The organism is Aneurinibacillus migulanus (assembly GCF_001274715.1).
Taxonomy (GTDB): Bacteria; Bacillota; Bacilli; order Aneurinibacillales; family Aneurinibacillaceae; genus Aneurinibacillus; species Aneurinibacillus migulanus.
Genome location: NZ_LGUG01000004.1, coordinates 2,673,482 through 2,695,137, shown reverse-complemented (window position 1 = coordinate 2,695,137; position 21,656 = coordinate 2,673,482). Strand labels below are relative to the sequence as shown.

The window sequence follows — 21,656 nt, the reverse complement described above, 5'->3', positions numbered from 1 at the left end:
CTTACGTATGTTTAATATCTATTTTTTGTCTGTCTCTGTAGTTCAACGAAATTTTCTTCAAACTCTTTAGCAGCAATTGGCTTGCTGAAATAATATCCCTGAACTTCATCGCATTTTTTGCATTGTAGAAAACGCAGTTGTTCTTTTTCTTCTACGCCTTCTGCAATCACTTCGAGCCCTAGATTGTGCGCCATTGCAATAATTGTTTCGACAATGCTTGCGTCATTGACATCCGTCATAATCTCACGTACGAATGACTGATCAATCTTCAAACGATGAATCGAAAATTCTTTTAAATAATGCAGCGAACTATACCCTGTACCAAAATCGTCAATACTAATCTGGACACCCAACTCATGCAGCTGTCTAAGCGTCGGAATCGTATAATCGACATCCATCGTCATCGTCTCGGTAATCTCAAGCTCCAAAAATTGCGGTGCCAATCCCGTTTCTTCAAGCGTTCGCTTGACTGTTTCGACCAGGTTGGACTTGAGGAATTGCTGGGTTGATAAGTTAACGGCTACCCGAAAATCCGGAAGACCAAGCTCCTGCCAGCGCTTATTTTGAAGGCATGCTTCCCGCATCACCCATTCGCCGATTGGAACGATTAACCCTGTTTCTTCAGCGATAGGGATAAACTTGCCTGGCGAGACTAGGCCAAACTCTGGATGCTGCCAGCGTATCAGCGCTTCGAGTCCCCGGATATTTCCGGTTTTCACATCAACTTGAGGCTGATAATGCACAATGAATTCTTGCTTTTCCAATGCCCTGTGCAAAGAGTTTTCCAAAGTAATTCTTTCATATGGCTCGGTATGCATATTCTCTCTGAAAAACACATAATTATTTTTCCCTTGCTCTTTGGCGCGGTACATAGCGGTATCAGCATGCACCATTAGCGTCTCCGCGTCCTCTCCATCGTGTGGATAGGTGGCGATCCCTATGCTTGCTGTAATGTGAAACTCGTAGCCGTCCATATTGAACGGTTCCTTAAACGTCTCAATAATACGCTCGGCTACTCGGACTGCATCTGTCGCCTCTTTACTATCAGGCAACAAAAAAATGAACTCGTCTCCGCCCATTCGGCCTACGATATCGTTCGCTCCAAGACAACCTTCCAATCGTTTGGCTGCCTGCTGCAGCAGCAAATCTCCATTGGAATGGCCTAACGTGTCGTTTACTAGCTTAAACCTGTCGAGATCAATGAACATGAGCGCCATTTTTCCGGTATTTTCTTTCGCCTCGTTTATATATTCCAGCATTTTGTTCTTTATATGCCTGCGGTTCGGCAAACCCGTTAACTCATCATGGTAGGCAAGGTAATTATATTTCTCTTCAGCTTCATACCGTTCCGTAATATTACGAAACTGTCCAAAGGCACCGATCATACATTGCTGCTGATCACGAATAGGCAATGCATCGAACAGGCAGACGAAACGCTCCGATGTTTCTTTCGCTTGCACAATAATTTCGATGTCTTCATACTTATCATCACATTGAAGCACACCTGAAATATACTCCCCTACCTGCTCCAGACAACAAACATTCTTTCCTATTATTTCTTGCTTTTTCAACCCCGTAATCCGCTCCGCGAACTGGTTGAATTCGATTACGTTGCCTTCCCGATCGGTGATGATAATTCCATTGCGCGCACTATCCATCATGATTTGATTCATAATATCCAGCTTTCGATTCTGCTTCCGAAGCAACAATTCTCTTTCAATTGAATCGACAGCAGTCGCAAGCATCGTCAACAAAAGGGGGTTTTGCTGCTCGGCAATCGTCATAATGCCAATGGCCCCTAACAAATTACCGATATCCGCATAATGAAAAGGAGCAGCATAACATGCACTTCCGTGCAATACTACATGGTAGTGATCATCGCCTACTAGTTGCACCGGATGATTTTCCTGCAAAGCTAGTGACACGACATTCATTCCCATATCTTTCTCAGCAAATTGAATGCCTGGCATAATTCCCAGATCGGCAACAAGCTCTTTAATCGTTTCGTCCCCATCCATCTGAAGAATAAACCCATTCTCATCCGCAATAATAATCAAAATGGGTGTGCCTTTTAGTGAGCCGAGAATTTTTCTGCCAAAAAATTGTACGACGGAAAGAATCTCCTCATATTCGAATCTTTTTTGTTCCAGTGCTTCTGCAGTCATTATTACTTTGGGCAGCCGTAGCTCTGTAGGATTCATCCCCATATTAAAACACCGCTTTTTAGCTTCCCTTACATATATAGGTTTTGTGTTGTATTTTGGCATTGCATATTCCCTTCTCTTCAAACTGATAAAGGAAGTAGAACGAGGTCTATCCTAACGTACTCATTATATCTTTCGTTGCAATCAACGCAATGCCCACATATTAAATCACACAAAATAATTATACAAATATGCCAAAAGACTTACTTTTATCCTATAATTTTTTCCTTATAAATACAAGCAGAAACAATCGAGGAAATAAATCCAATATACTTGCGAGAAAAAAGCGGAGAAACAATATATTCCTTGTTTCTCCGCTTTTTCTTTTTTCGCTTATGCTTTTTTAATGGCACGAATTTCACCGTCATTTACTTCAATGACGATTCGGGCAACTGCCTCTTCCTCAATCATTAGATCGGCAATCCCGTCTTCTACATGCTCTTGGATAACCCGGCGTAATGGACGAGCTCCAAACGCAGGATGATAACCCAATTTAGCCAATTTTGCTTTCGATTCTTGAGTGACAGTTACCTCAACACCTTGTTCTTTCAGATTTGCTGTAATGTCCTCTAGCATAATATCAACAATACGAACAAGGTCATCTTCAGTTAAATGATTAAATGAAATCACTCCATCAAAGCGGTTAAGAAACTCCGGTCTGAAATAGGACGTGAGCGAGTCCATAACCGTCGACGTTTTTGGTGCTTCCGCCCCAAAGCCTACTGTAATTTTCTTATCAGTCACTCCTGCATTGCTCGTTGCAATAATGACCGTATCTTTAAAGTTTACAGTGCGCCCCTGACTATCTGTTAAGCGCCCATCCTCAAGAATTTGCAGGAACATATTCTGAACATCTGGATGCGCTTTTTCAATCTCATCAAGCAAAACGATACTGTACGGATTTCGACGCACACGTTCCGTGAGTTGGCCGGCTTCTTCATGCCCTACATATCCCGGCGGGGAACCGATTAACTTGGAAACCGAGTGTTTCTCCATATATTCACTCATATCCAAACGGATCATGGAATCCTTTGTACCGAATAACTCTTCCGCAAGCGCCTTGGTCAATTCGGTTTTCCCTACCCCTGTCGGACCAACAAATAGGAAAGAGGCAATTGGTCTGTTTTTTGGTTTCAATCCCGTCCGACTACGGCGAATGGCTTTCGATACCTGACTCACCGCGTGAGATTGGCCAACTACCTTTTCTTCTAAATGAGTAGCCAGATTTTTCATTTTTGCTTGTTCATCGCTTTGCAGTTTTCTTACCGGAATTCCTGTTTTACGCTCAATAATCTGTTGAATATCCTCTACAGTGACAACAGCAGCCTGCTCGCTTCCATCTATTTCATCGAGCTTTGTAAGAATATGGTTTTCCTCATCACGAAGCTGGGCTGCATGCTCATACTCCTCTTTTGCCGTAGCCTCAACCTTCTCCTGGTTTATCTGTGCGAGACGGGAGCGTAGCTCTTCTGTATTCTGCCCAGAGGAACGCAGATTAATCTTAGAGCCTGCTTCATCAAGAAGATCAATTGCTTTATCGGGCAGGAAGCGGTCTTGAATATAGCGGTGGGACAGCTCCACACACGCACGAATGACTTCATCGGAATAAGCGACCTGATGATAGGATTCATATTTTGGACGAATTCCCTGCAGGATTTGGAGCGCTTCTTCTACCGTTGGCTCTTTTACCATAACCGGTTGTAGTCGACGTTCCAGGGCAGCGTCTTTTTCAATCTTACGATACTCTTTTAAAGTGGTTGCCCCAACAATCTGCAATTCCCCCCGAGCCAATGCAGGCTTAAGAATGTTCCCCGCATCCATAGAACCTTCCGCCGCTCCTGCACCTACTAGCAGATGAATTTCATCTACAAACAAAATGACATTCTTGCGCTTTTGTAATTCAGCAATCATTTGCTTCATTTTTTCTTCGAATTGTCCGCGGATGCCTGTGCCTGCTACAAGGGATGAGACATCAAGCGTATATATAACCTTATTACGCAGCTTGGTGGGAACGTGTCCTTCCACAATTTTTAAGGCCAAGCCTTCAGCGATTGCCGTTTTACCTACCCCTGGTTCACCGATTAAGACAGGGTTGTTTTTGTTTCGACGGTTCAAAATCTCGATTACGCGCTCGATTTCATTATCGCGTCCGATAACCGGATCGATAAGCCCAGCTTTTGCCGCTTCGCTCAAATTATTGCCTACTTCATCTAGCACTCCACCCTGATGTGGAGCCTGAGATTGTGCGCTTCCTTTTGCTTCGTATTGATCCATTGAAGGCATAGCGAAGTTTTTGAACCATTCATCAAATCCAGAGAAATGAGGAAGAGAGCCTGTATTCATGCCTGCTCCTGCCTTATTTCCCATTTTCGCATAGCAATCATGACACAAATACAGTTTTTGTGATTGCTCCTGATGTTGAATATTCAATAACACATTAGCTTGTTTTTGATTGCAATGTTGACAAAGCATGTACCTTACCTCCTGTTAAATGAATAAGTAAACGAATGTATGCAATTTCTTCTTGCATGTATTTTATATAACGATTTGTTACTTTTAATTTTATAATTTACAATTTGCGCTTTGACTTTGACTTACTTTGACCTTATGTAGTCATTATACTTTGACTTTGTTTGACTTTCAAGAGCTAATAAAAAATCGGCTCCTTTAGGCTTAGGAACCGAAAGACTGCCAGTCTGTATCTATTTTTTCTTTAAATGGGATTTTATGATTTTTCCGCCTGGGGTTCATCGAAAAGATTTTCTCTCCTCCGTGGTTCATCCTATCTTTCATCCGATCCATCATTTACAAGCTTCATATATCATTATATATTATTTTCAGAATATAATAATATTTAAAAGCTACTACTTCTCATTTACTTGATTCGTTTTCTGGCATCCGTTTTGCCAAGTTATGTCTATATACATCTGATTTGATAAATTGACAAATTCTCGTGGCGAGAGGGAAGAAAAGAAGGAAGGGCGGGAGCGGTCGGAAAAAGACACGCTGGCTTTTCTTCTGCTGGAGCGCAGGGCGCATCCAACCTCTTCTTTTTCTGAATTGCCTCCTTCCAACCGCGCTACCCTGTCAAAATATTAAGTGTAATTTATATAGTTGTAAAGGAGCGATATGATTGAACAAATAATCTAACGATAAGTATACCGATAATTAATCGAATTTTTAAAACTATATGAAAAGGAAGTGAGCAAAGTGCAGACCATTACAAAAAAGGTATGGGGCTATCGCCATGTTATTCTCATTATTCTCTGGCTGCTTTATATTATTAACTACTTTGATCGCCTGGCGGTTCTCACATTTCTTCCGTTTATTCAACAGGACTTGAACCTGACACCCGTGCAAGTTGGACAACTCGCCTCCATATTTTTCTTTGCCTACTCGATTGCCCAGGTTACGGCCGGATTTCTCGCCGATAAAATCGGTCCGAAGAAGGTCATGAATATTGCTATTATCGTATTCACAGCCGTTACCGCGCTTACTGGCCTCGTGAAGTCATTCGGTCAATTCATCGCATTACGCATCGGGCTCGGCTTAGGGGAGGGGCATCATTTCGCTCCAGCCTGCCGCACAATCAATAACTGGTTTCCAATGGCTGAACGCGGACGTTCCGTATCTTTCTTCACCACTTCATGGGCGGTTGCGCCCGCTATCGTGCCTGTACTGATCACGTCCATTTCATACTACTTTTTTGCTGGTGAATGGCGGCCAATTTTTTATCTGTTAGCTATCCCTGGCTTACTCGGAATGTTCATTCTTTGGTATTTTGTTTCTGACACACCAAAGGAAATGCTCGATAAAGGCCGTCTCACTAAGGCAGAATATGAGCATATCACTACCAGCGATACAACAGAAGAAGACGAGGAAGGCGTACCATCAAATCAAAAAAAGAACGCTTCTGTTTTCTTACGGGATCCATCCTTTTACTTGTATACCCTGTTGCTGTTCTGTCAATTAGCCGTTTATTGGGGGACCACTACATGGCTGACAACCTTTCTTGTACAGCAACACGGATTGAATATTAAAGACATGGGCTTGTTTGCTTCCGCCCCTTATCTTGTAGCTATTTTCGCCATGCTAATTGGCGGCTGGCTAATGGATAAGGTACTGCACCGAATGAAACCGGTGGGCATTATTGCTTATCTTGGCAGCATTCCAGTACTCTGGATGCTTGGCAGTGTAGAAAAAGGCCAAACAGGTATGCTGCTCACACTCCTTTTGCTTGTTGGCTTCTTTGTTAACCTGAATTTCGGTTCGGTATATGCCTATATCCAAAAGCGCTATCCAAAAGAAATCGTCGGACGAGCAACCGGATTGGCCAACGGAATTGGCCAGTTGGGCTCGTTCATTTCCCCGCTGGTGGCCGGCTATCTTGTAAAGGTCGGTACAGACGGAACGCAAGAATTCGGTGACGTATTTATCTTTTTTGCCGTCTGCTCAATGATAGCTGCCATTTGCGCATTGCTTCTTAAAGAACAAAAAAGTCTTCCGACTTCTGTTCTGTTAACCAAAGAAAAAAATTCTGCAAAAGCCTGATAACCTAAAAAAGAAAAAAGTAGATGTCGCTGTAAAATAAGAAGACGGCATCTACTTTCTTCCGATCATATCACTAAAAACTCGCAAGGGCGCGCGGTTTTTTCTTATACGTAACAAGACAATTATTGTTTACTCTGCATACTACCCCATGCGCTTTCCGGTTTTCCTATTACCTGCCGCAAAGCATCTATATTTACCAGGACAATTCCGATAATAATCGTAACAACCCCTATTCCCGCTATCCATGAAACAACTTCGTTATACAACAAAACACCTAATCCTAGTGCAATCAACGGAGAGATATAAAGCCAGGTGGATGGAAATACAGGATTCGTTTTGGCAACAAGCCAATAAAATATACTATGCCCCATCATCGATCCGATAACGATTAAATATAAAAGCGAGACTATCGCATTCAGCGTCAGCAGCGACTCTATATGCACACGCTCCGTAAATAACGATAAAATAAGCAGCATAGCTCCTCCATACATCATCTGAACTGCATTTAATGCAATGGGCGATGTATCCTGAAACCGTGGCATTACATGTTTAGAATAAAGGGCACCCGATGAATAACATACTTCTCCAATCAAAATCATTATGCATCCAAGCACCCAAAGCAGGCTTACTTCAACTGAAACGCTCGGTAAAAGCAATAAGAGTACACCCGCAAATCCGATAAAACAGCCAAGCATGGCTGAAGCGGAAGTTTTTTGGCGAAGAATGCTGGTTTGCAGCAATAAAATCATAATCGGCCCTGTTGCTGATAGGACCGCCGCAATTCCTGAGGCTACATATTGTTCAGCCCAATACAATGTTGAAAACGTTCCAAAGGTTAATCCCATACCTGTAAGCATCATCTCTTTACGAAAAAGCAACGATACCCTCGCTCTCCCTTTCCATACCATCCACAAAAAAAGGATAAGACCCGCTAGAAGAAAACGAATCCCCGCCGAGAAAAACGGAGGGGCGCCTGCATCAATCCCTACTTTAATCGCCAGAAATGTTGTTCCAAAAATCATACACATTAATAAATAACCAAAAATGACCATATGTATTCCTCCTTTTATCCATCATAATAGGAGAAGAACAGAACAGATAAATGATAACAGAACAGATTCAAACAATAACAGATTAAGATGAAAGAAAAGCGGGGGCGCTACACATGAAAAACACCTTGTCCGTAGACAGACAGTCCAATCAGCTTTACAAGCAAATATATGATTACATATTAAACCGGATTGAACGTAGCGAGTGGAAGGAACACGATAAGCTTCCCTCTATTCGAACACTGGCGCAAGAAATGAATGTCCACCGTCTGACCGTCTTCAAAGCGTATCAATTGCTTAAACAGAACGGAAAAGTGTATGTAAAAGATAAATCAGGTTACCATGTTCATCCTGATAGTTGCGTGTCGTTTGAACATTTGGATTATCCTATTGTTTCTTCTTACTTTCTCAGAAACCACTTATCGGAAATCCACCAGGTACCAGCTACCTATCAGTTTTCCCAGGCACTTATCGATCCAAATCTTTTACCGAATCTTTATTTTTCAGAATACGTAAAAAAGGTATTCGATTTGTACCCGAAAGTGCTTGGCACCTACTCCACCGTGCAGGGAGACGAGGAACTACGGGAAGCTCTTTCCTGCTACTTCTTAAAACGCCATCAGCTTCATCTTTCTGCAGATGAAATATTAATTACATCCGGTGCACAACAGGCAATTGATTTGATTTCTAGGATTCTCGTAAAACCGAATGACACTGTATTATTGGAACGACCAACTTACAGTGCCGCCATTGACATTTTCCGCCAGCAAGGTGCACACATCGTCCCGATAGACATATATCCTGGTGGCTATGATTTAGAACAGGTCGAATCGTGTATGAGACAATATAAACCGCGCCTCTTCTATCTTAATCCTACATTCCAGAATCCGACGGGCTATACGGTTCCGCTGGAGCAGCGTAAGCGGTTGGTGGAGCTTGCCGAGCAGTACCGGTGTCTTCTCGTAGAGGATGATCCGTTTCATGACGCATATTTTGACCGGGAGCCTCCACTGCCTCTTTTCACATACGACACGGAAGGCTGGGTCATGTATATTCGTAGCTTCAGCAAATACGTGGCCCCAGGGCTTCGCATTGCTGCTGTTGCAAGCCGTCCGCCGTTAATGAGAAGTCTTTTAACTGCGAAGTCATTATCGGATAACGGCACACCGCTGTTGAATCAGAAGATTTTCCTGCACTACTTCTCCTCCGCGCGGCTACAGCAGCATCTGGAAAAACTTCGTATTGCACTGCATATTCGCAAGGGTATTATGGAAGAGGAATTGGCTGTAACAGACTGGAAATGGATCAGCCCAAAAGGCGGTCTCAACTTATGGATAAAGCTTCCTGAAACAATTCCAATGGAAGAGCTCCTTATAAAAAGCATCGAACAATCCGTTTCCTTTGTTCCTGGCATCCTTTGTGATCCGTTAAGAGAGTCAGCGTCATGGATACGACTAAGCTATTCGTATGCCAATGAACAGCAGCTGCACGATGGTGTACAACGACTTATTAACCTATCCCGGTCCCTGGCTTCTTCTGAAAGCAAATAAGCATGTATTGTAGTTAACTCGCTTTTATGTCTGCACCACACAATGAAAGGATAAACGTTTGGTTGATTTCTTGTTCAAGTTGCACAGAGGATTGTGCACTTCCAGAAAGGTATTCCAAAAACCCGGCATATATGGCAGCCGTGGTCGGTTCAACATAAAAGCCTTTGCTTGCAAGCTCCTGTCTTACTTGTTCGATTCTCTGCTCAGGAGCTGTCACGATGCATCTTTTTCAGTCTGGCTTCTGATTTCATCAAGATAACTGTATATTTAATTATTCGATGATCTTCCGTCCTCGTCTTATAGTTAGCTACTACATCATCACGTAACTTTTTTGATAACCGTACTTGGGTAATAATGTGATTAAACAACTGTCCTACCGCTCTTCCCGTTACATTAAAGCGATACAAAAAGAGAAAAACCGGAAGTCAGCCGTATTTGGCTAACTTCCGGTTTTCCATATGAGGAATATGACATTATCACACTCTCAACAAAATAAAAATTTTTCCGTCCGCGTTCAAAACCTGCGTCCCGTTCGTCAGGTGAACAAGTGATTACACAAATTCGTTATAAAAATCCGACTTACGGAGATGTAATTTCCCTATATATTAAGGTAAAAGACTGTATTTTAGTGGACGTTTCATTCGCGAAGGGCTAGAACCGGAAGATTGTGATCTTGGAGAAGCGTTAGCTTTTGAAGGCGTGCATAAGTTGCGTGCCCGACACAATTGCGCTTTGATGAGCTGGCAAGCTCTCGATCACGCCCTGGATAAAAGTACTAACTTCTAAAAAGAGATAGCCCTGAATTCAGCTTTTTTGCTTGAATTCAGGGTTTTATTTGAGCACCTTATTTTTTTGTATTAAATACTTCCTGTGAACTTACCTTCATTAATTGTTCATACTGTTCTTCATTATTACGGATCTGAGAAAGAACTACTTTCATTATCTCTATATCATTTGAATCGATTGCTTTATGGGCTAAATCTGGAAGCCTTTCATATTTATTTACGATTGCCATGTAAACATTATAAAAATTATCTAATCGCGGATTCGGTTTTGGAATAGACTTTGCGTGTTTTATTGCAGTTTCGTAGAAAGATATATCGTTTTCTATGTTATTTTCCCATTCTTGCGGCTTAAATTCTCCTTGCATTCTTCCTTGCAATTCAGCGCCTGCCATAAGTAAATCATTCATATATTCTGCCGCTTGCATTTGAAAATCCTGAGCATTTTGCGCAGGCTCCATCAGTGCGGGATCGACGAGAGCAATTACTTCCTGATGTTCCCCTTCTTCTACAGCTTCGTTTTCTATGCTATTGTCTGAAACATTTGAGCACGCTATAACAAAAAAGAACAATACCACAATTGTAGACATTTTCACTATATACTTTTGCTTCAAGGTATCCCCCTCCCTTTTCTATACATATTTAAAAAATACGAATACAATGACCTGTCCCATAAAAAATATTGCCTACCAAGGGTGGATAGAAAAATCTATATAAGTTACGGTTAATATTTTGACATGGTAGCGTGGTTGGAAGTAGGAGAGATGGAGAAAGAAGAGGGTGGATATGCCCTGCGCCCCGGCAGAAAAAGGCGGACGTGTCTTTTTCCAACCTCTGATTTTTTCATTCTTTTCTTATCTCTCACCACAAGAATTTGTCGATGTATCAAATCAGATGTATATAGCTTGATGGCGTAGCTCTCCCCCTTTATTCATGCATGAAATGATGATGCCTGTTCATACTAAATATAGGAGGTATTGTACAATATGGTAATGACATGGTTCGCTGGACTTTTGCTGTTATTTCAACCAGTTACTTATCCTGACAGCCTATTATTGGTTGACCGACAGGGACAGACCATTGCTACCGTTAACCGCGCAGACTATGCGCTACCTCTAACTGGCATGTCAGTGGTTGACGTTAACAAATTCCAGAAGCTCATCGACGATCTGGATCGACAAGTCTATCGGTCACCCATAAATGCCATGGTTGATGACCAAGGAAAAATTATTCCGGGACAGATAGGCTATAAGCTGCATCGTCAGGCGTTCACGGAGCAGTTCTACACCTATTTCTTCAGTAACGGCTCCTCAATGATAGAAGTACCTCAGCTGGAGATTTCTCCGAAGGTTGACAGCGAATTGCTTGCGCACATCCGGGAGAAACAAATCGGTCAATACGTGACGTATTTCAACGCCAGTAACAAAAATCGTTCACACAATATCGCCCTTGCTTCAAAAGCGATCAATAATCATGTCGTTTTTCCCGATGAGACATTCTCGTTTAACCAGGTTGTTGGCAAGCGAACGGAGGAGAAGGGCTATTTACGCGCTCCGGTTATCGTCAGAGGCGAGTTATCCGAAGGGATTGGCGGAGGGATTTGTCAGGTATCTTCGACACTATTCAATGCCGTCGACCGTGCCGGGCTAAAAATTGTTCAGCGCTATTCCCATAGCAGGGACGTCCCGTATGTGCCACCCGGTCGCGATGCTACGGTAAGTTGGTACGGTCCTGATTTTCGCTTTCAAAACAAGTCCAACCAACCGATACTGATCCGAGCTAAAACAGAGGGAGGCAGAATGATTATCAGGATTTACTCTTCTCATGTAATTGAATACAAACCACGCGAAGTTCCCAGCACCCTAGAGCGATTACCAGAAGAAATCAGCACGGAACTGATGCTATTATATAAATTACACTTGATATTTTGACGGGGAAGTGTGGTTGGAAGGAGGCGATTCGGAAAAAAGAAGAGGGTGGATGAGCCCTGCGATCCGGCAGAAGAAAAGCCAGCGTGTCTTTTTCCGACCGCTCCCTCCCACCATAAACATTTGTCGATGTATCAACTTAGATGTATATAATTGCTTTATGACTGATGGCAACTTCACTGATATGCCGTCCTATATAAACCGGTAATTGACAAATAAATTCTTTCCGGGTTTAATAATAGTTAGCATTATAACTACTATAAAATAGGTGCTGTAGTTACGAAAAACGGCTCATCTAGCGTGTGCCGTTTTTCTTTCTAATTTTTTTAGTAGTTAGTACTATAACATCTAATAAAAAGGGGTTTCTATCAAAAATGAAAGCAATACCTATGTTAAAAATGTCCATTTCAATGACCATTTTTGGTTCGATCGGTTTTTTCTCAATAAAAACAGGTCTGCCATCATTTGAATTGGTTTTTGTTCGTTGCATTTGCGCAACGCTCTTTTTAAGTCTATGCTGGGTACTATCAGGTCAATCTAAAAAAGAAAAGTGGAACAAGAGAGAAATTGTTCAAATAGTAGCTTGTGGCATTTTTCTTGTATTTAATTGGGTGTTTTTGTTTAAAGCTTTTGAAATGATGTCAGTTACAGTAGCTATTTCCATTTATCATCTTGCTCCAGTTTTAGTACTACTTATCGGAAGTGTTATATTTAAAGAAAAACTAACTGTGCTTTCCTTTTTATCTATTATAATTTGCTTCATCGGTACCCTTTTAATTATTGGTATCAACAATAATACTTCTTTTCATGAATTATTATCTTCAGGTATCATTTGGGCACTTCTAGCAGCTCTATTTTATGCTTTTACTACTTTACTAGGTAAAGGAATTAAACACACAAGTGCTTATGCGATGACATTCTTACAAACATTTTTAGGTATTATTATTTTAATACCGTTTGTCGATTTTGACTCATTTACTGGCCTTACCCAGAACAATTGGATTGCCATTACTGCAACAGGATTAGTGCATACAGGATTGGTATATTACTTGTTTTTTGATAGTTTGCGCTACTTACCTACAAAAATCATTTCTGCATTAGTATTCCTTGACCCAGGTGTTGCTATATTATTAGATACGCTATTTACAGGCTTCCGCCCTACTTTTATACAAATTTTAGGAATTGTTCTTATTTTTAGCGGAATGGCTTTTTCTTTGAAAAAACCAAAAACAATACAGGTTGAACTATCTGAAAATTACGGTGCTAAGAACGCCTAAAACTTTAAGACAGTAGCATCAAGCCAGTATGATTGTTAATAAAACCCGGAGAGAAAGTCACTTTCCCTTCGGGTTTTTACATTGGTAGCTAGTTATTCATATACCAATGTAGTGCTATTCTTTCCAGTTTTTTAACAAACGTATCTTTACCGTCTATATAAGCTTCAATATCCTTCGGTTCTTGTCTGTCGAGCTTCGATACCGCAAGTTTCAAATCGCTTATTTCCTTATCCTCTACATAATGTTTAAGCATAGCGAGCTTGTTGTCCCAGAATTGTTCGTAAAAGGAAAGCCACTGCTTCAATTCGAGCAGAGGTTCTGGATGTAGCCTATACTGCTTTTCCCTACCTTCCGCCCACTGACAAGTTCCGCTTCCGAGAGAATACGCAAATGTTTGGAAACAGCTGTACGGCTCATAGGAAAGTGACTGCTTATTTCGGTAATGGGCATTTCTTTTTCGGCAAGCAATCTAAGTAGCTTTCGCCGTGTAGGATCAGCTATAGCTTGAAATATATCATACTTTGGCGCAGAGGACATTAGCCCTCAACAGCCTTTCGGAGCCCTTCATTCAGAAACCTTACTCACATTAGGATTTGTCTCTACTTGTTTGATTTGGAAGGCACTGAAGATGATTTTACTCTTGTTTCTCTACCTCACTCGTATTCATTGATTTCCCCATACAAAAAACCCGAATAACGGACTTTTTTTAAGTATCCATTATTCGGGTTACAGTTCACTAAGGTAAGAAAAACCGTCTTTTGTTTATTACGCTATAATTTTTGTTAGCTCAACAATTACGATACTCTTAAACTTGTTCATCAAGTTCAATAAAGTAATGATCCTTGCGGTAAGACACGGCCTCCATGGTTGCTATTAGATTTTGCCCATGTAAGATGTCGATCCGATAAAATCCTGTACGATAGTTTCGTTTAACTTCTGTTGCCCGAGCGACTAACTTGTCTCCAGGTTTAGCTGACTCCATAAACTGTATTGTTGTAGATACTCCTAGAGATGTTTTACCATATGCATTACAGGCTACCGAAAAAGCATGATCTGCTAAAGCGTAAATAACTGCCCCATGAACAGTCCCATATGCATTTACCATATGTTTTTGTACTTCTAGCATTGCTTCTGCAAAACCAGCCTCAAATTTTGTTAACTGAATTCCTAATGACTCAGCATACGGATCGCTTTTTACTTGTTTTAAAATTTGTTCGTAGTGTTTTTCATAAATTTTAAACTCATCAATTTTCTTCTTCACTATTGACTCTCCCTTTGATTTTTTGAATATTTTACAACTAACACCTTTGGTATAAAGAATAGTGTTGGGAGATAGACGCGCTAATTAATGTAATTAAAAAACCAATTGCACTAAAATCATGTAGACACTTGTTCCCCCTGCCATGGAGAGGAGCATCTTTTTCTTCCAAAAGTGAAGCAGTGCAACCACCGCCACCCCAATAAGTTCAGGGATGCCGTGATTGCCGGATAGAAAACTCACATCCTTAAAACAATAAATGACCAAAAGTCCTAACACCGCCGAGGGTAGTACTTTGCCCAGATACTGAACATACTTCGGTGTGGGTTTACCCGGTGGAAAAACGGCGAATGGGAGAAACCTTGTAAGCATCGTGCCTAACACAACCATAGCAATTGTGATAATTTGCTGCGTTAAACTCATAGTCATACAGTAACCTCAACTTTCTCCAATGGTTTTCTAAGAACGGTAAGTATCCCCAGAATCGCAAGCATAGCAGGGATAATGAAGTTGTTTCCGCCAAAAATAATAAGGCTGACAGTTGAAAGTCCAAGCCCTACGAGAGCACTATGGTGCTTTTTCTCTTTCATCCACTGTTCAATGAAGATTACAACAAAGAGAGCCGTCATAACAAAATCAAGCCCTTCTGTGTTGAACTGCACAAGAGATCCAAAAATACCGCCAATCGCTGCTCCGATGACCCAATAAGAATGATTAAGCAGTGTCACGAAGAACATAAACCAGCCCTTGTCCACATTCATTGGAGCATCAATGGTACAATTGATAGAAAAAGACTCATCGCACAGCCCATAAATCAGATAAAACTTTTTCTTCCCGGTTTCCTTATACTTATCCAGCATGGAAATGCCATAAAACAAATGTCGTGCGTTTACCATTAAAGTTAGAAAAAGGGCGTTAATCGGATTAAACGCAACAAGCAATAAATTAGCTGCCACAAACTCCATTGATCCTGCAAATATTGTTAGACTCATCATGATTGGGTAAATTGCGCTGAAACCTAATGAATTCATATAGATTCCATAAGCGATTCCCAAAAATACAAAGCCTGCAAAAATAGGGACTGTATATGGAAAAGCCGAACGAAATGCAATCCATATTTCATTTCTTTTTTTCATATGATTCACATCCTCAATTGCTAACTTTATTCCATACAAATGTAACACACGAAATCCATACAATGAATAAGATAATTGTATGCATTACAATTTTCCTTGGCAGAAATAAACTCCCCCTATTTTGATGACAAAATAGGGGGGAGATGTGTTATACCCTTATATCAAACGGACTCTTTTAGAGCCGTCGCAAATTCCATACAATAAATGATATGATTGTATGGAATACGGTATAAGAGGTGTGATATGCCAGTAAATTCATTTGATAATTATCCGATGTCTTGGAAACCTGATAAGAAAGCATTAAAGCGTCCTTTTTATTACTCTATTGCGTCACTACTTGAACAGGATATTATAAACGGCTTTTTAGCACCGGGAACAAAATTACCACCGCAACGAGAATTGGCAGATTTTCTTGACTTAAACTTTACCACGATTACCCGCGCCTACAAACTATGCGAGTTCAAGGGTTTGATTTATGCAGTCACCGGAAGCGGAACCTTTGTCGCTCCTAATGCTGCGCGTTCCATTACCATTTCCACAGATAAAATCACAGACTGTATTGATCTTGGTTTTGTAGCCTCTTTTGAGCAAACCAATGGTATTGTAGCAGAGATTATTCAAAAGGTTGCAGATAAAAGGTACTTGGAGAAGCTACTAAATTACAATGATCCGACTGGTATTCCACATCAAAAAACGGCAGGGTTAAACTGGATGGACTCTTTCGGTATTCACGTAGACCAGGAGCATATAGCGATTGTTTCCGGCGCTCAAAACGCGTTGGCAATTGCATTGACTGCGTTGTTTGAGCCCGGTAATCGCATTGCAACCGACCTATACACGTATTCAAACTTTATCGAGTTGGCAAAAATGCTCAATATTCAGTTAGTGCCCATTCCCAGCGATCAGTTTGGAATGCTGCCAAACGAACTTGAAAAGCAGTGTTGCCAAACAAAAATTCATGGCATTTTTCTGATGCCCTCTTGCTGTAATCCTACCACCGTTATGATTTCAGATTTTCGAAAGCATGAATTAGCGATGGTCATTCGCAAGCATCATTTAATTTTGATCGAGGATGATATCCATGCATTTCTGACAGCAGGTATGATCTCCGATTATCAGCAGCCAATGTTCAATTTACTTCCAGAACAGAGCGTATATATTTGCGGCACCTCTAAGTCTATATGCTCTGGATTAAGAGTCGCCTATATGGTCTATGGGGATGCCTTACGCAAGAATATTTTACAGAGCATTTTTAACGTCAATGTAAAAACGTCCTCTTTAGATGCAGAGGTTATCACGGAGCTTATTTTATCAGGCAGGGCTCATGAAATTGTTTCCCAAAAGAAACAGCTTGCACAGTCTGCAAATGATATTTATACAGAATATTTTCCTGTCAGTAAGCCTGTTGGACATCCTCTTAGTTTTTATCGTTGGCTTTCTATTCAAGAGCATCATGATGCCGTACAGTTGGAAACAGATTTGAAGATGCGCGGTATTCGAGTTTTTCATTCTGATCGTTTTCTCAGCGGGCAGACCACACCTAATAAGTATTTGCGTATTGCACTTTCTTCTACAAACTCATTAGATGAGTTGAAAATGGGGTTAGAAATACTAAAACAGTATCTTGGCTAATTCAAGAAATACAAAATCTTATGCATATTGCGTGACCTCTCTTAAAACAAGAAGGTTTTTTCTGATGTTCATTATTTAACTAACCTCCCTTTCGCTGAACAAAATTCAATTATTATCAAGTTTGGATAATCGCCTATAGGAGTAGTGACAGGGTTCCTGCTCTAGTCCATCACCACAGCCTCTAATAAAAGCAAAAACCTCGTTGAATATCAACGAGGTTTAATTTACATATTTAAGTTTGCTTTTCCATACAGAGTCATTCGGAATACTCCTGCTTTTAAAAAAACAGATTGATCAAAATAGGCCCTAAAAATATTTCGTGCCGTAGTGTTTTATAAAAAAGTTTGACCATTTTCATTGTAGCTTATTCAACTATAAAAAACACGTTTCTTAGCTAAAATAAATGTAATATTAGCTCAAACCATTTAAAAATCATGTACAGTTACACAAAGCTGGATAACGATTCCAAACGGATCTCGTATAATCGCATATCCGGGACTAAATGCATTTTCTGCAAATGGCATTAAAACAGTAACCTTCTCATGTTGAACAAGAGATTCATAAAGATTATGAATCACACTTTTATCTTTAGATTGAATACACAATGAAGAGCTATTACCTAATTGCCAAGGTTGCGAAGTGTCCATTTCTTCCTCCGCAATCATTAGTTTATTAGCGCCTATTTCCAAAACAGAATGTGTAATATATTCATCTTGGCCCTCTTCATAACTAAAATTAGAATTCATTTCCTTCATTTCTTTATAATTTTTCTTAAAGAGAACTTTAGCACCTAAATATTTTTCATAAAATGTAATTGCTGCCGCAGCATTCCCATTCAAAGATAAAAACGGGATGACTTCAAAATTCATTTTGTTGCCTCCTTCATTAGTATTGATTACACTTTCAAGTATAGTCAATAAAGGTGACAAATTAAGGCACCATTAAGAGGTATTTTTATGAAAAAATCAGAACGTATCAATCAAATGCTACGCTTCATCAATCAAAAACAACATTTTACACTTCAAGATTTAATGCATGAGTTTCAAATTTCAAAAAGAACGGCATTAAGAGACATAGCTTCATTAGAGGAAATGGGTGCGCCAATTTATGCAGAATATGGCCGCTATGGGGGATATCGTTTACTTAATCAAATGCCACTCCCCCCCATTTCTTTTAACAGTCAAGAAATTTATGCGCTTTATTTTGCAATGCAAGCACTTCGAAGTTTTTCAAATTTACCTTTTCAAGTATCTTTTCGTTCGATACATGAAAAATTTATAAACGAATTATCGGAAAGCCAAAGACAAGATATAGAAAGAATGCAAAATCGAGTATCCTTTCGACATACAGAGCAAATCAGAGATAGTACACATTTAGAAATTTTATTAATGGCATCTGTTAAAAATATAATATTAAAAATAGATTATCAAAAAGCTCACCAAAAGAGCACTCGTAATATTCAACCAATCTCTATTTACTCAATGAAAGGCTATTGGTATTGTCAGGCTTATGATATGCATAAAAAGGCTTACCGTGTTTTCCGTTGTGATCGTATAACATCAGCTGAATTAACGAATATCCAGCCATTAGAGGAGTTAAATGAAATTACCATACAAAATGCTCATTCAATTTGGAAACCATCTGAACAAGCAGTTCAATTTAAATGTCTAATTAGTCCAGCAGGGGTAGAGCAATTTCAACAGGAACATTACCCCTCAATGAAGTTAATCCATGAGACAGAAAATACATATATTATTGGTTGGTATGAGCCAAACGAAGTTGATTTCATCATTAAATATCTTGCTGGCTTTGGAAGATCCATAAAAATAATAGAGCCTATCATTTTAAAAGAAAAATTAAGACAGTACTATAGAGATTTACTTGATGATATTTAGAGCTTTCTTGTGAAAACCTTCTATAGATTTTAATTTTAGAGTACATTAATTGGTAAATAAAAAACGGCTTGTTGATTAATTTGATAATCACAAGCCGTTTTTATCCAAACTTTATTATAAATTATCAAGGGTGTTGATTATCCATAGATGGATAGAAAAGAAGGAAGGGCGGCGTGCGGGAGCGGTCGGAAAAAGACACATTTGTCTTTCTTCTGCTGGAGCGCAGGGCGCATCCACCCTCTTCTTTTTCTGAATCGCCTACTTCCAACCACGCTACCCTGTCAAAATATCAAGTGTAATTTATTACTTATATAGAACTGAGCTAATGTTTTAACACTATGCACACCCTATTCACGCCCATACTTTTTCAATCGGATTCAATTCTGGTGATTTCCTTCTTCATAATTTTTATTACGTTCACTCGTGTCTTATAATTTAAAACATCCCATATTCTTGTTTTCAGCGCATTCGCGTATTGAATTCGACAACCTTTTAGCTTCCAGATGACTTTAGTAGCGACACTGCAGGTGTGAAAATCCGGTTAGAGTACGGTACCTAAGGGGTCAAGTATATATTCATTCAGAGCCAAGAAAGCAGACATAACTGTAGGGTTTATCGTTTTGGATCTACTGAAAAAATTTAGCTTAATTGCGATGCACCAGAACTTCAATTAGACTTTTTTTCGCTTTAATTTCCTTCGCTTTGGCTCTGAATTGACCGGTTTCCGGAAGGAGTAATGTTTTGTAATTCATTAAGATATCTCTTTCCTACTATCCACGTATTAGGTTTCAGTTTAAATTCTATAGAACTTAACTGCATTTTTACCGAGGCTAACGATGTTAGCCCACCATCAATGAAGGCCACTCCTTCCTCACGTTTTTCAACGAACCTATCAAACAGTATAGGATTTCCATTATCTATATATTGTAGAAAATAGCCCATGCTTGCCCCTAATGCATCAAACCCTGTAGAGAAGCTATCCTTGATGTCTTTTAACGATGCCTTTATATCGTCTGGTAACGTAGGAGGTATCTTTAGTTTGGTGAATGCTAAGGAGGTATCGAAAAATTTTTGCTTTGCCGACCAGACATTTTTATATAAGTTTTTCATACCTGGTTTTTCGCCCAGTTCATTTAATGATCCCATAGCAGTGTCGAGCAAATCGTAGATCTGTTTTTCAAAGGTTAAAAATGCTTGCAATGCCTGCTGATTAGAATTGTTCTCGTTTTTAGATAAGGAAATGGTCGGGTAAGTGGAAATGGATAAACTAAACAGCAACAAGATGGAAACATACTTATGTATCACCCGGTGTAAGTCCTTCCTAATTAAAAATTTACGCTAATTTTCTCAGCATCTGATTATGCTTAACCTAATGATTATTTACCTACGGGTAAGTCCAATAATTCAGGAATCGTTACCTGTTCAGCACTTAATCCTTTCCAATCCAAGGAATCCACATTTCAGTTCACAATTTTTTGTGTTGACTCGCTAACCATTGAATTTGTCCTTCGTTAACCTTACCATAAGGAGGCCTAACAATATTTGGGGTATATCCTGCAAATTGGCTGATTAACTTATCCGCCTTTATGATTTGATCGTGAAACTCGGTGTCCGTCAGTTTTGGAAAATTAGCATGGCTATAAATCTCCCCGTTTTTCAATTTGTTTTCCATATCGTATAGGTTTTCGTATTACCCATAAATTATACGAAAGTCAACTTTCTCCATGCCTATCAAGCTGATATGAACGAGGTCGTCAAGCCTTGATTTTTCTACTAACCCAAAGAGCTTTATATGAAGCAACGGGCATGATAAACTACCCTTCCGAATGAGATCAGCTTTTCATGCATACATCACGCCCGTAGAGGCTTCATGTCAAGTACGCAGGTTAAAGGCAGGTCTTCATAATTCCTTCTTGCCAACGGCTTGCCCCACTAGAGTACTCCCTCGACCATAACAGGGAAAGTAAGAAAGGAGACCGAAGAAGTTATCTGAACTTAATCAGCAATTAGGAAAGCTTTTAGGAACAAATAAAGGTGACTAAGCTTGTGAAAAAAGTAAATAATAATGAAATCTTTTTTTGTTACAACGTTTGTAGAATTGGTAATAGGTAAAGACTTGAAATATAAAAATCAGCAGAAATATTTATTCTATATAAATATTACTTTTTATAGCTAATATTACTCCTTACTTCAACAGGGCTATATACATAATTTAGAGAGATACAAAAACACAGCAATTTATTAATTTTTGGATGTGAATAATCATGCGTAGTTTCTTCGTAAAGTTACGTGATAACCTCTTACCTGATATAGCGTCTTCAAAAATCAGCGTGATGATAATTCTTGCACTTTCATTCCTCTGCAAAGTTTTTTTTAAAGTCATTTCTATATTTG

At 39.8% G+C, this 21,656-nt stretch carries 22 protein-coding genes and 1 pseudogene; 8 read left to right on the top strand and 15 right to left on the bottom strand.

Annotated elements, in window-relative coordinates; translation table 11 throughout:
* Window positions 1–11: 11 nt before the first annotated feature.
* Together AF333_RS14765 and AF333_RS14760 are read right to left on the bottom strand one after the other, a co-directional pair.
* Window positions 12–2,267, bottom strand: a complete 2,256-nt coding sequence (locus AF333_RS14765; RefSeq protein WP_043064231.1) for a putative bifunctional diguanylate cyclase/phosphodiesterase — start codon at window positions 2,265–2,267, stop codon at window positions 12–14.
* A gap of 270 nt (window positions 2,268–2,537) precedes the next feature.
* Entirely contained in the window at window positions 2,538–4,676 is a 2,139-nt protein-coding gene (locus AF333_RS14760; protein ID WP_043064230.1) for an ATP-dependent Clp protease ATP-binding subunit, read from the bottom strand.
* A 468-nt stretch (window positions 4,677–5,144) separates the two neighbouring features.
* Here AF333_RS14760 and AF333_RS35340 point away from each other — a divergent pair, with 468 nt between their 5' ends.
* Both AF333_RS35340 and AF333_RS14755 read left to right on the top strand, forming a co-directional pair.
* On the top strand, window positions 5,145–5,303 hold the full coding sequence (locus AF333_RS35340; protein ID WP_235496472.1) for a hypothetical protein: 159 nt from the start codon (window positions 5,145–5,147) through the stop codon (window positions 5,301–5,303).
* Window positions 5,304–5,405: 102 nt separating this feature from the next.
* Window positions 5,406–6,755: an MFS transporter gene (locus AF333_RS14755; protein WP_235496470.1), complete on the top strand. Its 1,350-nt coding sequence runs from the start codon at window positions 5,406–5,408 to the stop codon at window positions 6,753–6,755.
* Between the two features lie 122 nt (window positions 6,756–6,877).
* Here the strand turns inward: AF333_RS14755 and AF333_RS14750 are convergent, their stop codons facing one another.
* Window positions 6,878–7,807, bottom strand: a complete 930-nt coding sequence (locus AF333_RS14750; RefSeq protein WP_043064228.1) for a DMT family transporter — start codon at window positions 7,805–7,807, stop codon at window positions 6,878–6,880.
* Between the two features lie 113 nt (window positions 7,808–7,920).
* Here AF333_RS14750 and AF333_RS14745 point away from each other — a divergent pair, with 113 nt between their 5' ends.
* Complete coding sequence (locus tag AF333_RS14745; RefSeq protein ID WP_043064227.1) at window positions 7,921–9,354, top strand: aminotransferase-like domain-containing protein; 1,434 nt, start codon at window positions 7,921–7,923, stop codon at window positions 9,352–9,354.
* A 13-nt stretch (window positions 9,355–9,367) separates the two neighbouring features.
* On the opposite strand, the gene AF333_RS14740 is transcribed toward AF333_RS14745, so the two are convergent.
* The 4 genes from AF333_RS14740 to AF333_RS35335 all read right to left on the bottom strand — a co-directional run bounded on the left by AF333_RS14740 (window position 9,368) and on the right by AF333_RS35335 (window position 11,025).
* A complete protein-coding gene (locus tag AF333_RS14740; protein WP_043064226.1) occupies window positions 9,368–9,571 on the bottom strand; it encodes a hypothetical protein in 204 nt (67 codons plus the stop codon).
* Window positions 9,558–9,761, bottom strand: a complete 204-nt coding sequence (locus tag AF333_RS31835; RefSeq protein WP_080787583.1) for a PAS domain-containing protein — start codon at window positions 9,759–9,761, stop codon at window positions 9,558–9,560. The genes AF333_RS14740 and AF333_RS31835 overlap by 14 nt, the downstream gene beginning before the upstream one ends.
* Window positions 9,762–10,198: 437 nt before the next feature.
* Window positions 10,199–10,750 carry a hypothetical protein gene (locus tag AF333_RS14735; RefSeq protein WP_043064225.1) on the bottom strand — a complete coding sequence of 184 codons (552 nt, stop codon included), beginning with the start codon at window positions 10,748–10,750 and terminating at the stop codon, window positions 10,199–10,201.
* A 110-nt stretch (window positions 10,751–10,860) separates the two neighbouring features.
* Complete coding sequence (locus AF333_RS35335; RefSeq protein WP_235496467.1) at window positions 10,861–11,025, bottom strand: hypothetical protein; 165 nt, start codon at window positions 11,023–11,025, stop codon at window positions 10,861–10,863.
* Window positions 11,026–11,122: 97 nt separating this feature from the next.
* Between AF333_RS35335 and AF333_RS14730 the strand changes: the two genes are divergently transcribed.
* Entirely contained in the window at window positions 11,123–12,067 is a 945-nt protein-coding gene (locus AF333_RS14730) for a VanW family protein (RefSeq protein ID WP_043064224.1), read from the top strand.
* Here AF333_RS14730 and AF333_RS35330 read toward each other — a convergent pair.
* Complete coding sequence (locus tag AF333_RS35330; RefSeq protein ID WP_235496466.1) at window positions 12,050–12,202, bottom strand: hypothetical protein; 153 nt, start codon at window positions 12,200–12,202, stop codon at window positions 12,050–12,052. The two genes, AF333_RS14730 and AF333_RS35330, sit on opposite strands and share 18 nt — an antisense overlap.
* A 236-nt stretch (window positions 12,203–12,438) precedes the next feature.
* On the opposite strand from AF333_RS35330, the gene AF333_RS14725 reads away from it, so the two are divergent.
* On the top strand, window positions 12,439–13,341 hold the full coding sequence (locus tag AF333_RS14725; protein WP_043064223.1) for a DMT family transporter: 903 nt from the start codon (window positions 12,439–12,441) through the stop codon (window positions 13,339–13,341).
* A gap of 223 nt (window positions 13,342–13,564) precedes the next feature.
* On the opposite strand, the pseudogene AF333_RS14720 reads toward AF333_RS14725, so the two are convergent.
* The 4 genes and pseudogenes from AF333_RS14720 to azlC all read right to left on the bottom strand — a co-directional run.
* Window positions 13,565–13,878: pseudogene (locus tag AF333_RS14720) on the bottom strand (ArsR/SmtB family transcription factor); the annotation flags it as partial.
* Between the two features lie 268 nt (window positions 13,879–14,146).
* Window positions 14,147–14,602, bottom strand: a complete 456-nt coding sequence (locus AF333_RS14715) for a PaaI family thioesterase (protein WP_043064222.1) — start codon at window positions 14,600–14,602, stop codon at window positions 14,147–14,149.
* 93 nt (window positions 14,603–14,695) lie between these two features.
* Entirely contained in the window at window positions 14,696–15,028 is a 333-nt protein-coding gene (locus AF333_RS14710) for a branched-chain amino acid transporter permease (protein WP_043064221.1), read from the bottom strand.
* A complete protein-coding gene (gene azlC / locus AF333_RS14705; RefSeq protein WP_043064220.1) occupies window positions 15,025–15,735 on the bottom strand; it encodes an azaleucine resistance protein AzlC in 711 nt (236 codons plus the stop codon). Before azlC ends, AF333_RS14710 begins: the two co-directional genes overlap by 4 nt.
* Window positions 15,736–15,978: 243 nt before the next feature.
* Here azlC and AF333_RS14700 point away from each other — a divergent pair, with 243 nt between their 5' ends.
* Window positions 15,979–17,367: an aminotransferase-like domain-containing protein gene (locus AF333_RS14700; protein ID WP_043064219.1), complete on the top strand. Its 1,389-nt coding sequence runs from the start codon at window positions 15,979–15,981 to the stop codon at window positions 17,365–17,367.
* 425 nt (window positions 17,368–17,792) lie between these two features.
* Here AF333_RS14700 and AF333_RS14695 read toward each other — a convergent pair whose 3' ends face one another.
* Window positions 17,793–18,236: a VOC family protein gene (locus AF333_RS14695; RefSeq protein ID WP_043064218.1), complete on the bottom strand. Its 444-nt coding sequence runs from the start codon at window positions 18,234–18,236 to the stop codon at window positions 17,793–17,795.
* 87 nt (window positions 18,237–18,323) lie between these two features.
* Between AF333_RS14695 and AF333_RS14690 the strand changes: the two genes are divergently transcribed.
* Both AF333_RS14690 and AF333_RS36820 read left to right on the top strand, forming a co-directional pair.
* Window positions 18,324–19,262, top strand: coding sequence for a helix-turn-helix transcriptional regulator (locus AF333_RS14690; RefSeq protein ID WP_043064217.1), 939 nt, complete (start codon window positions 18,324–18,326; stop codon window positions 19,260–19,262).
* Between the two features lie 173 nt (window positions 19,263–19,435).
* Entirely contained in the window at window positions 19,436–19,561 is a 126-nt protein-coding gene (locus AF333_RS36820; protein WP_268753617.1) for a hypothetical protein, read from the top strand.
* A 388-nt stretch (window positions 19,562–19,949) separates the two neighbouring features.
* Here AF333_RS36820 and AF333_RS14685 read toward each other — a convergent pair whose 3' ends face one another.
* Together AF333_RS14685 and AF333_RS14680 are read right to left on the bottom strand one after the other, a co-directional pair.
* A complete protein-coding gene (locus tag AF333_RS14685) occupies window positions 19,950–20,567 on the bottom strand; it encodes a hypothetical protein (protein WP_043064216.1) in 618 nt (205 codons plus the stop codon).
* A 160-nt stretch (window positions 20,568–20,727) separates the two neighbouring features.
* A complete protein-coding gene (locus AF333_RS14680; protein ID WP_074715396.1) occupies window positions 20,728–20,934 on the bottom strand; it encodes a polysaccharide deacetylase family protein in 207 nt (68 codons plus the stop codon).
* Between the last annotated feature and the right edge of the window lie 722 nt (window positions 20,935–21,656).

Excerpts from the sequence above, each read along its gene's own strand:
- AF333_RS14765 (WP_043064231.1), bottom strand. The coding sequence starts at position 2,267 with ATGCCAAAATACAACACAAAACCTATATATGTAAGGGAAGCTAAAAAG.
- AF333_RS14760 (WP_043064230.1), bottom strand. The coding sequence starts at position 4,676 with ATGCTTTGTCAACATTGCAATCAAAAACAAGCTAATGTGTTATTGAAT.
- AF333_RS14750 (WP_043064228.1), bottom strand. The coding sequence starts at position 7,807 with ATGGTCATTTTTGGTTATTTATTAATGTGTATGATTTTTGGAACAACA.
- AF333_RS14745 (WP_043064227.1), top strand. The coding sequence starts at position 7,921 with ATGAAAAACACCTTGTCCGTAGACAGACAGTCCAATCAGCTTTACAAG.
- AF333_RS14730 (WP_043064224.1), top strand. The coding sequence starts at position 11,123 with ATGGTAATGACATGGTTCGCTGGACTTTTGCTGTTATTTCAACCAGTT.
- AF333_RS14725 (WP_043064223.1), top strand. The coding sequence starts at position 12,439 with ATGAAAGCAATACCTATGTTAAAAATGTCCATTTCAATGACCATTTTT.
- AF333_RS14710 (WP_043064221.1), bottom strand. The coding sequence starts at position 15,028 with ATGACTATGAGTTTAACGCAGCAAATTATCACAATTGCTATGGTTGTG.
- azlC (WP_043064220.1), bottom strand. The coding sequence starts at position 15,735 with ATGAAAAAAAGAAATGAAATATGGATTGCATTTCGTTCGGCTTTTCCA.
- AF333_RS14700 (WP_043064219.1), top strand. The coding sequence starts at position 15,979 with ATGCCAGTAAATTCATTTGATAATTATCCGATGTCTTGGAAACCTGAT.
- AF333_RS14695 (WP_043064218.1), bottom strand. The coding sequence starts at position 18,236 with ATGAATTTTGAAGTCATCCCGTTTTTATCTTTGAATGGGAATGCTGCG.
- AF333_RS14690 (WP_043064217.1), top strand. The coding sequence starts at position 18,324 with ATGAAAAAATCAGAACGTATCAATCAAATGCTACGCTTCATCAATCAA.
- AF333_RS14680 (WP_074715396.1), bottom strand. The coding sequence starts at position 20,934 with ATGGAAAACAAATTGAAAAACGGGGAGATTTATAGCCATGCTAATTTT.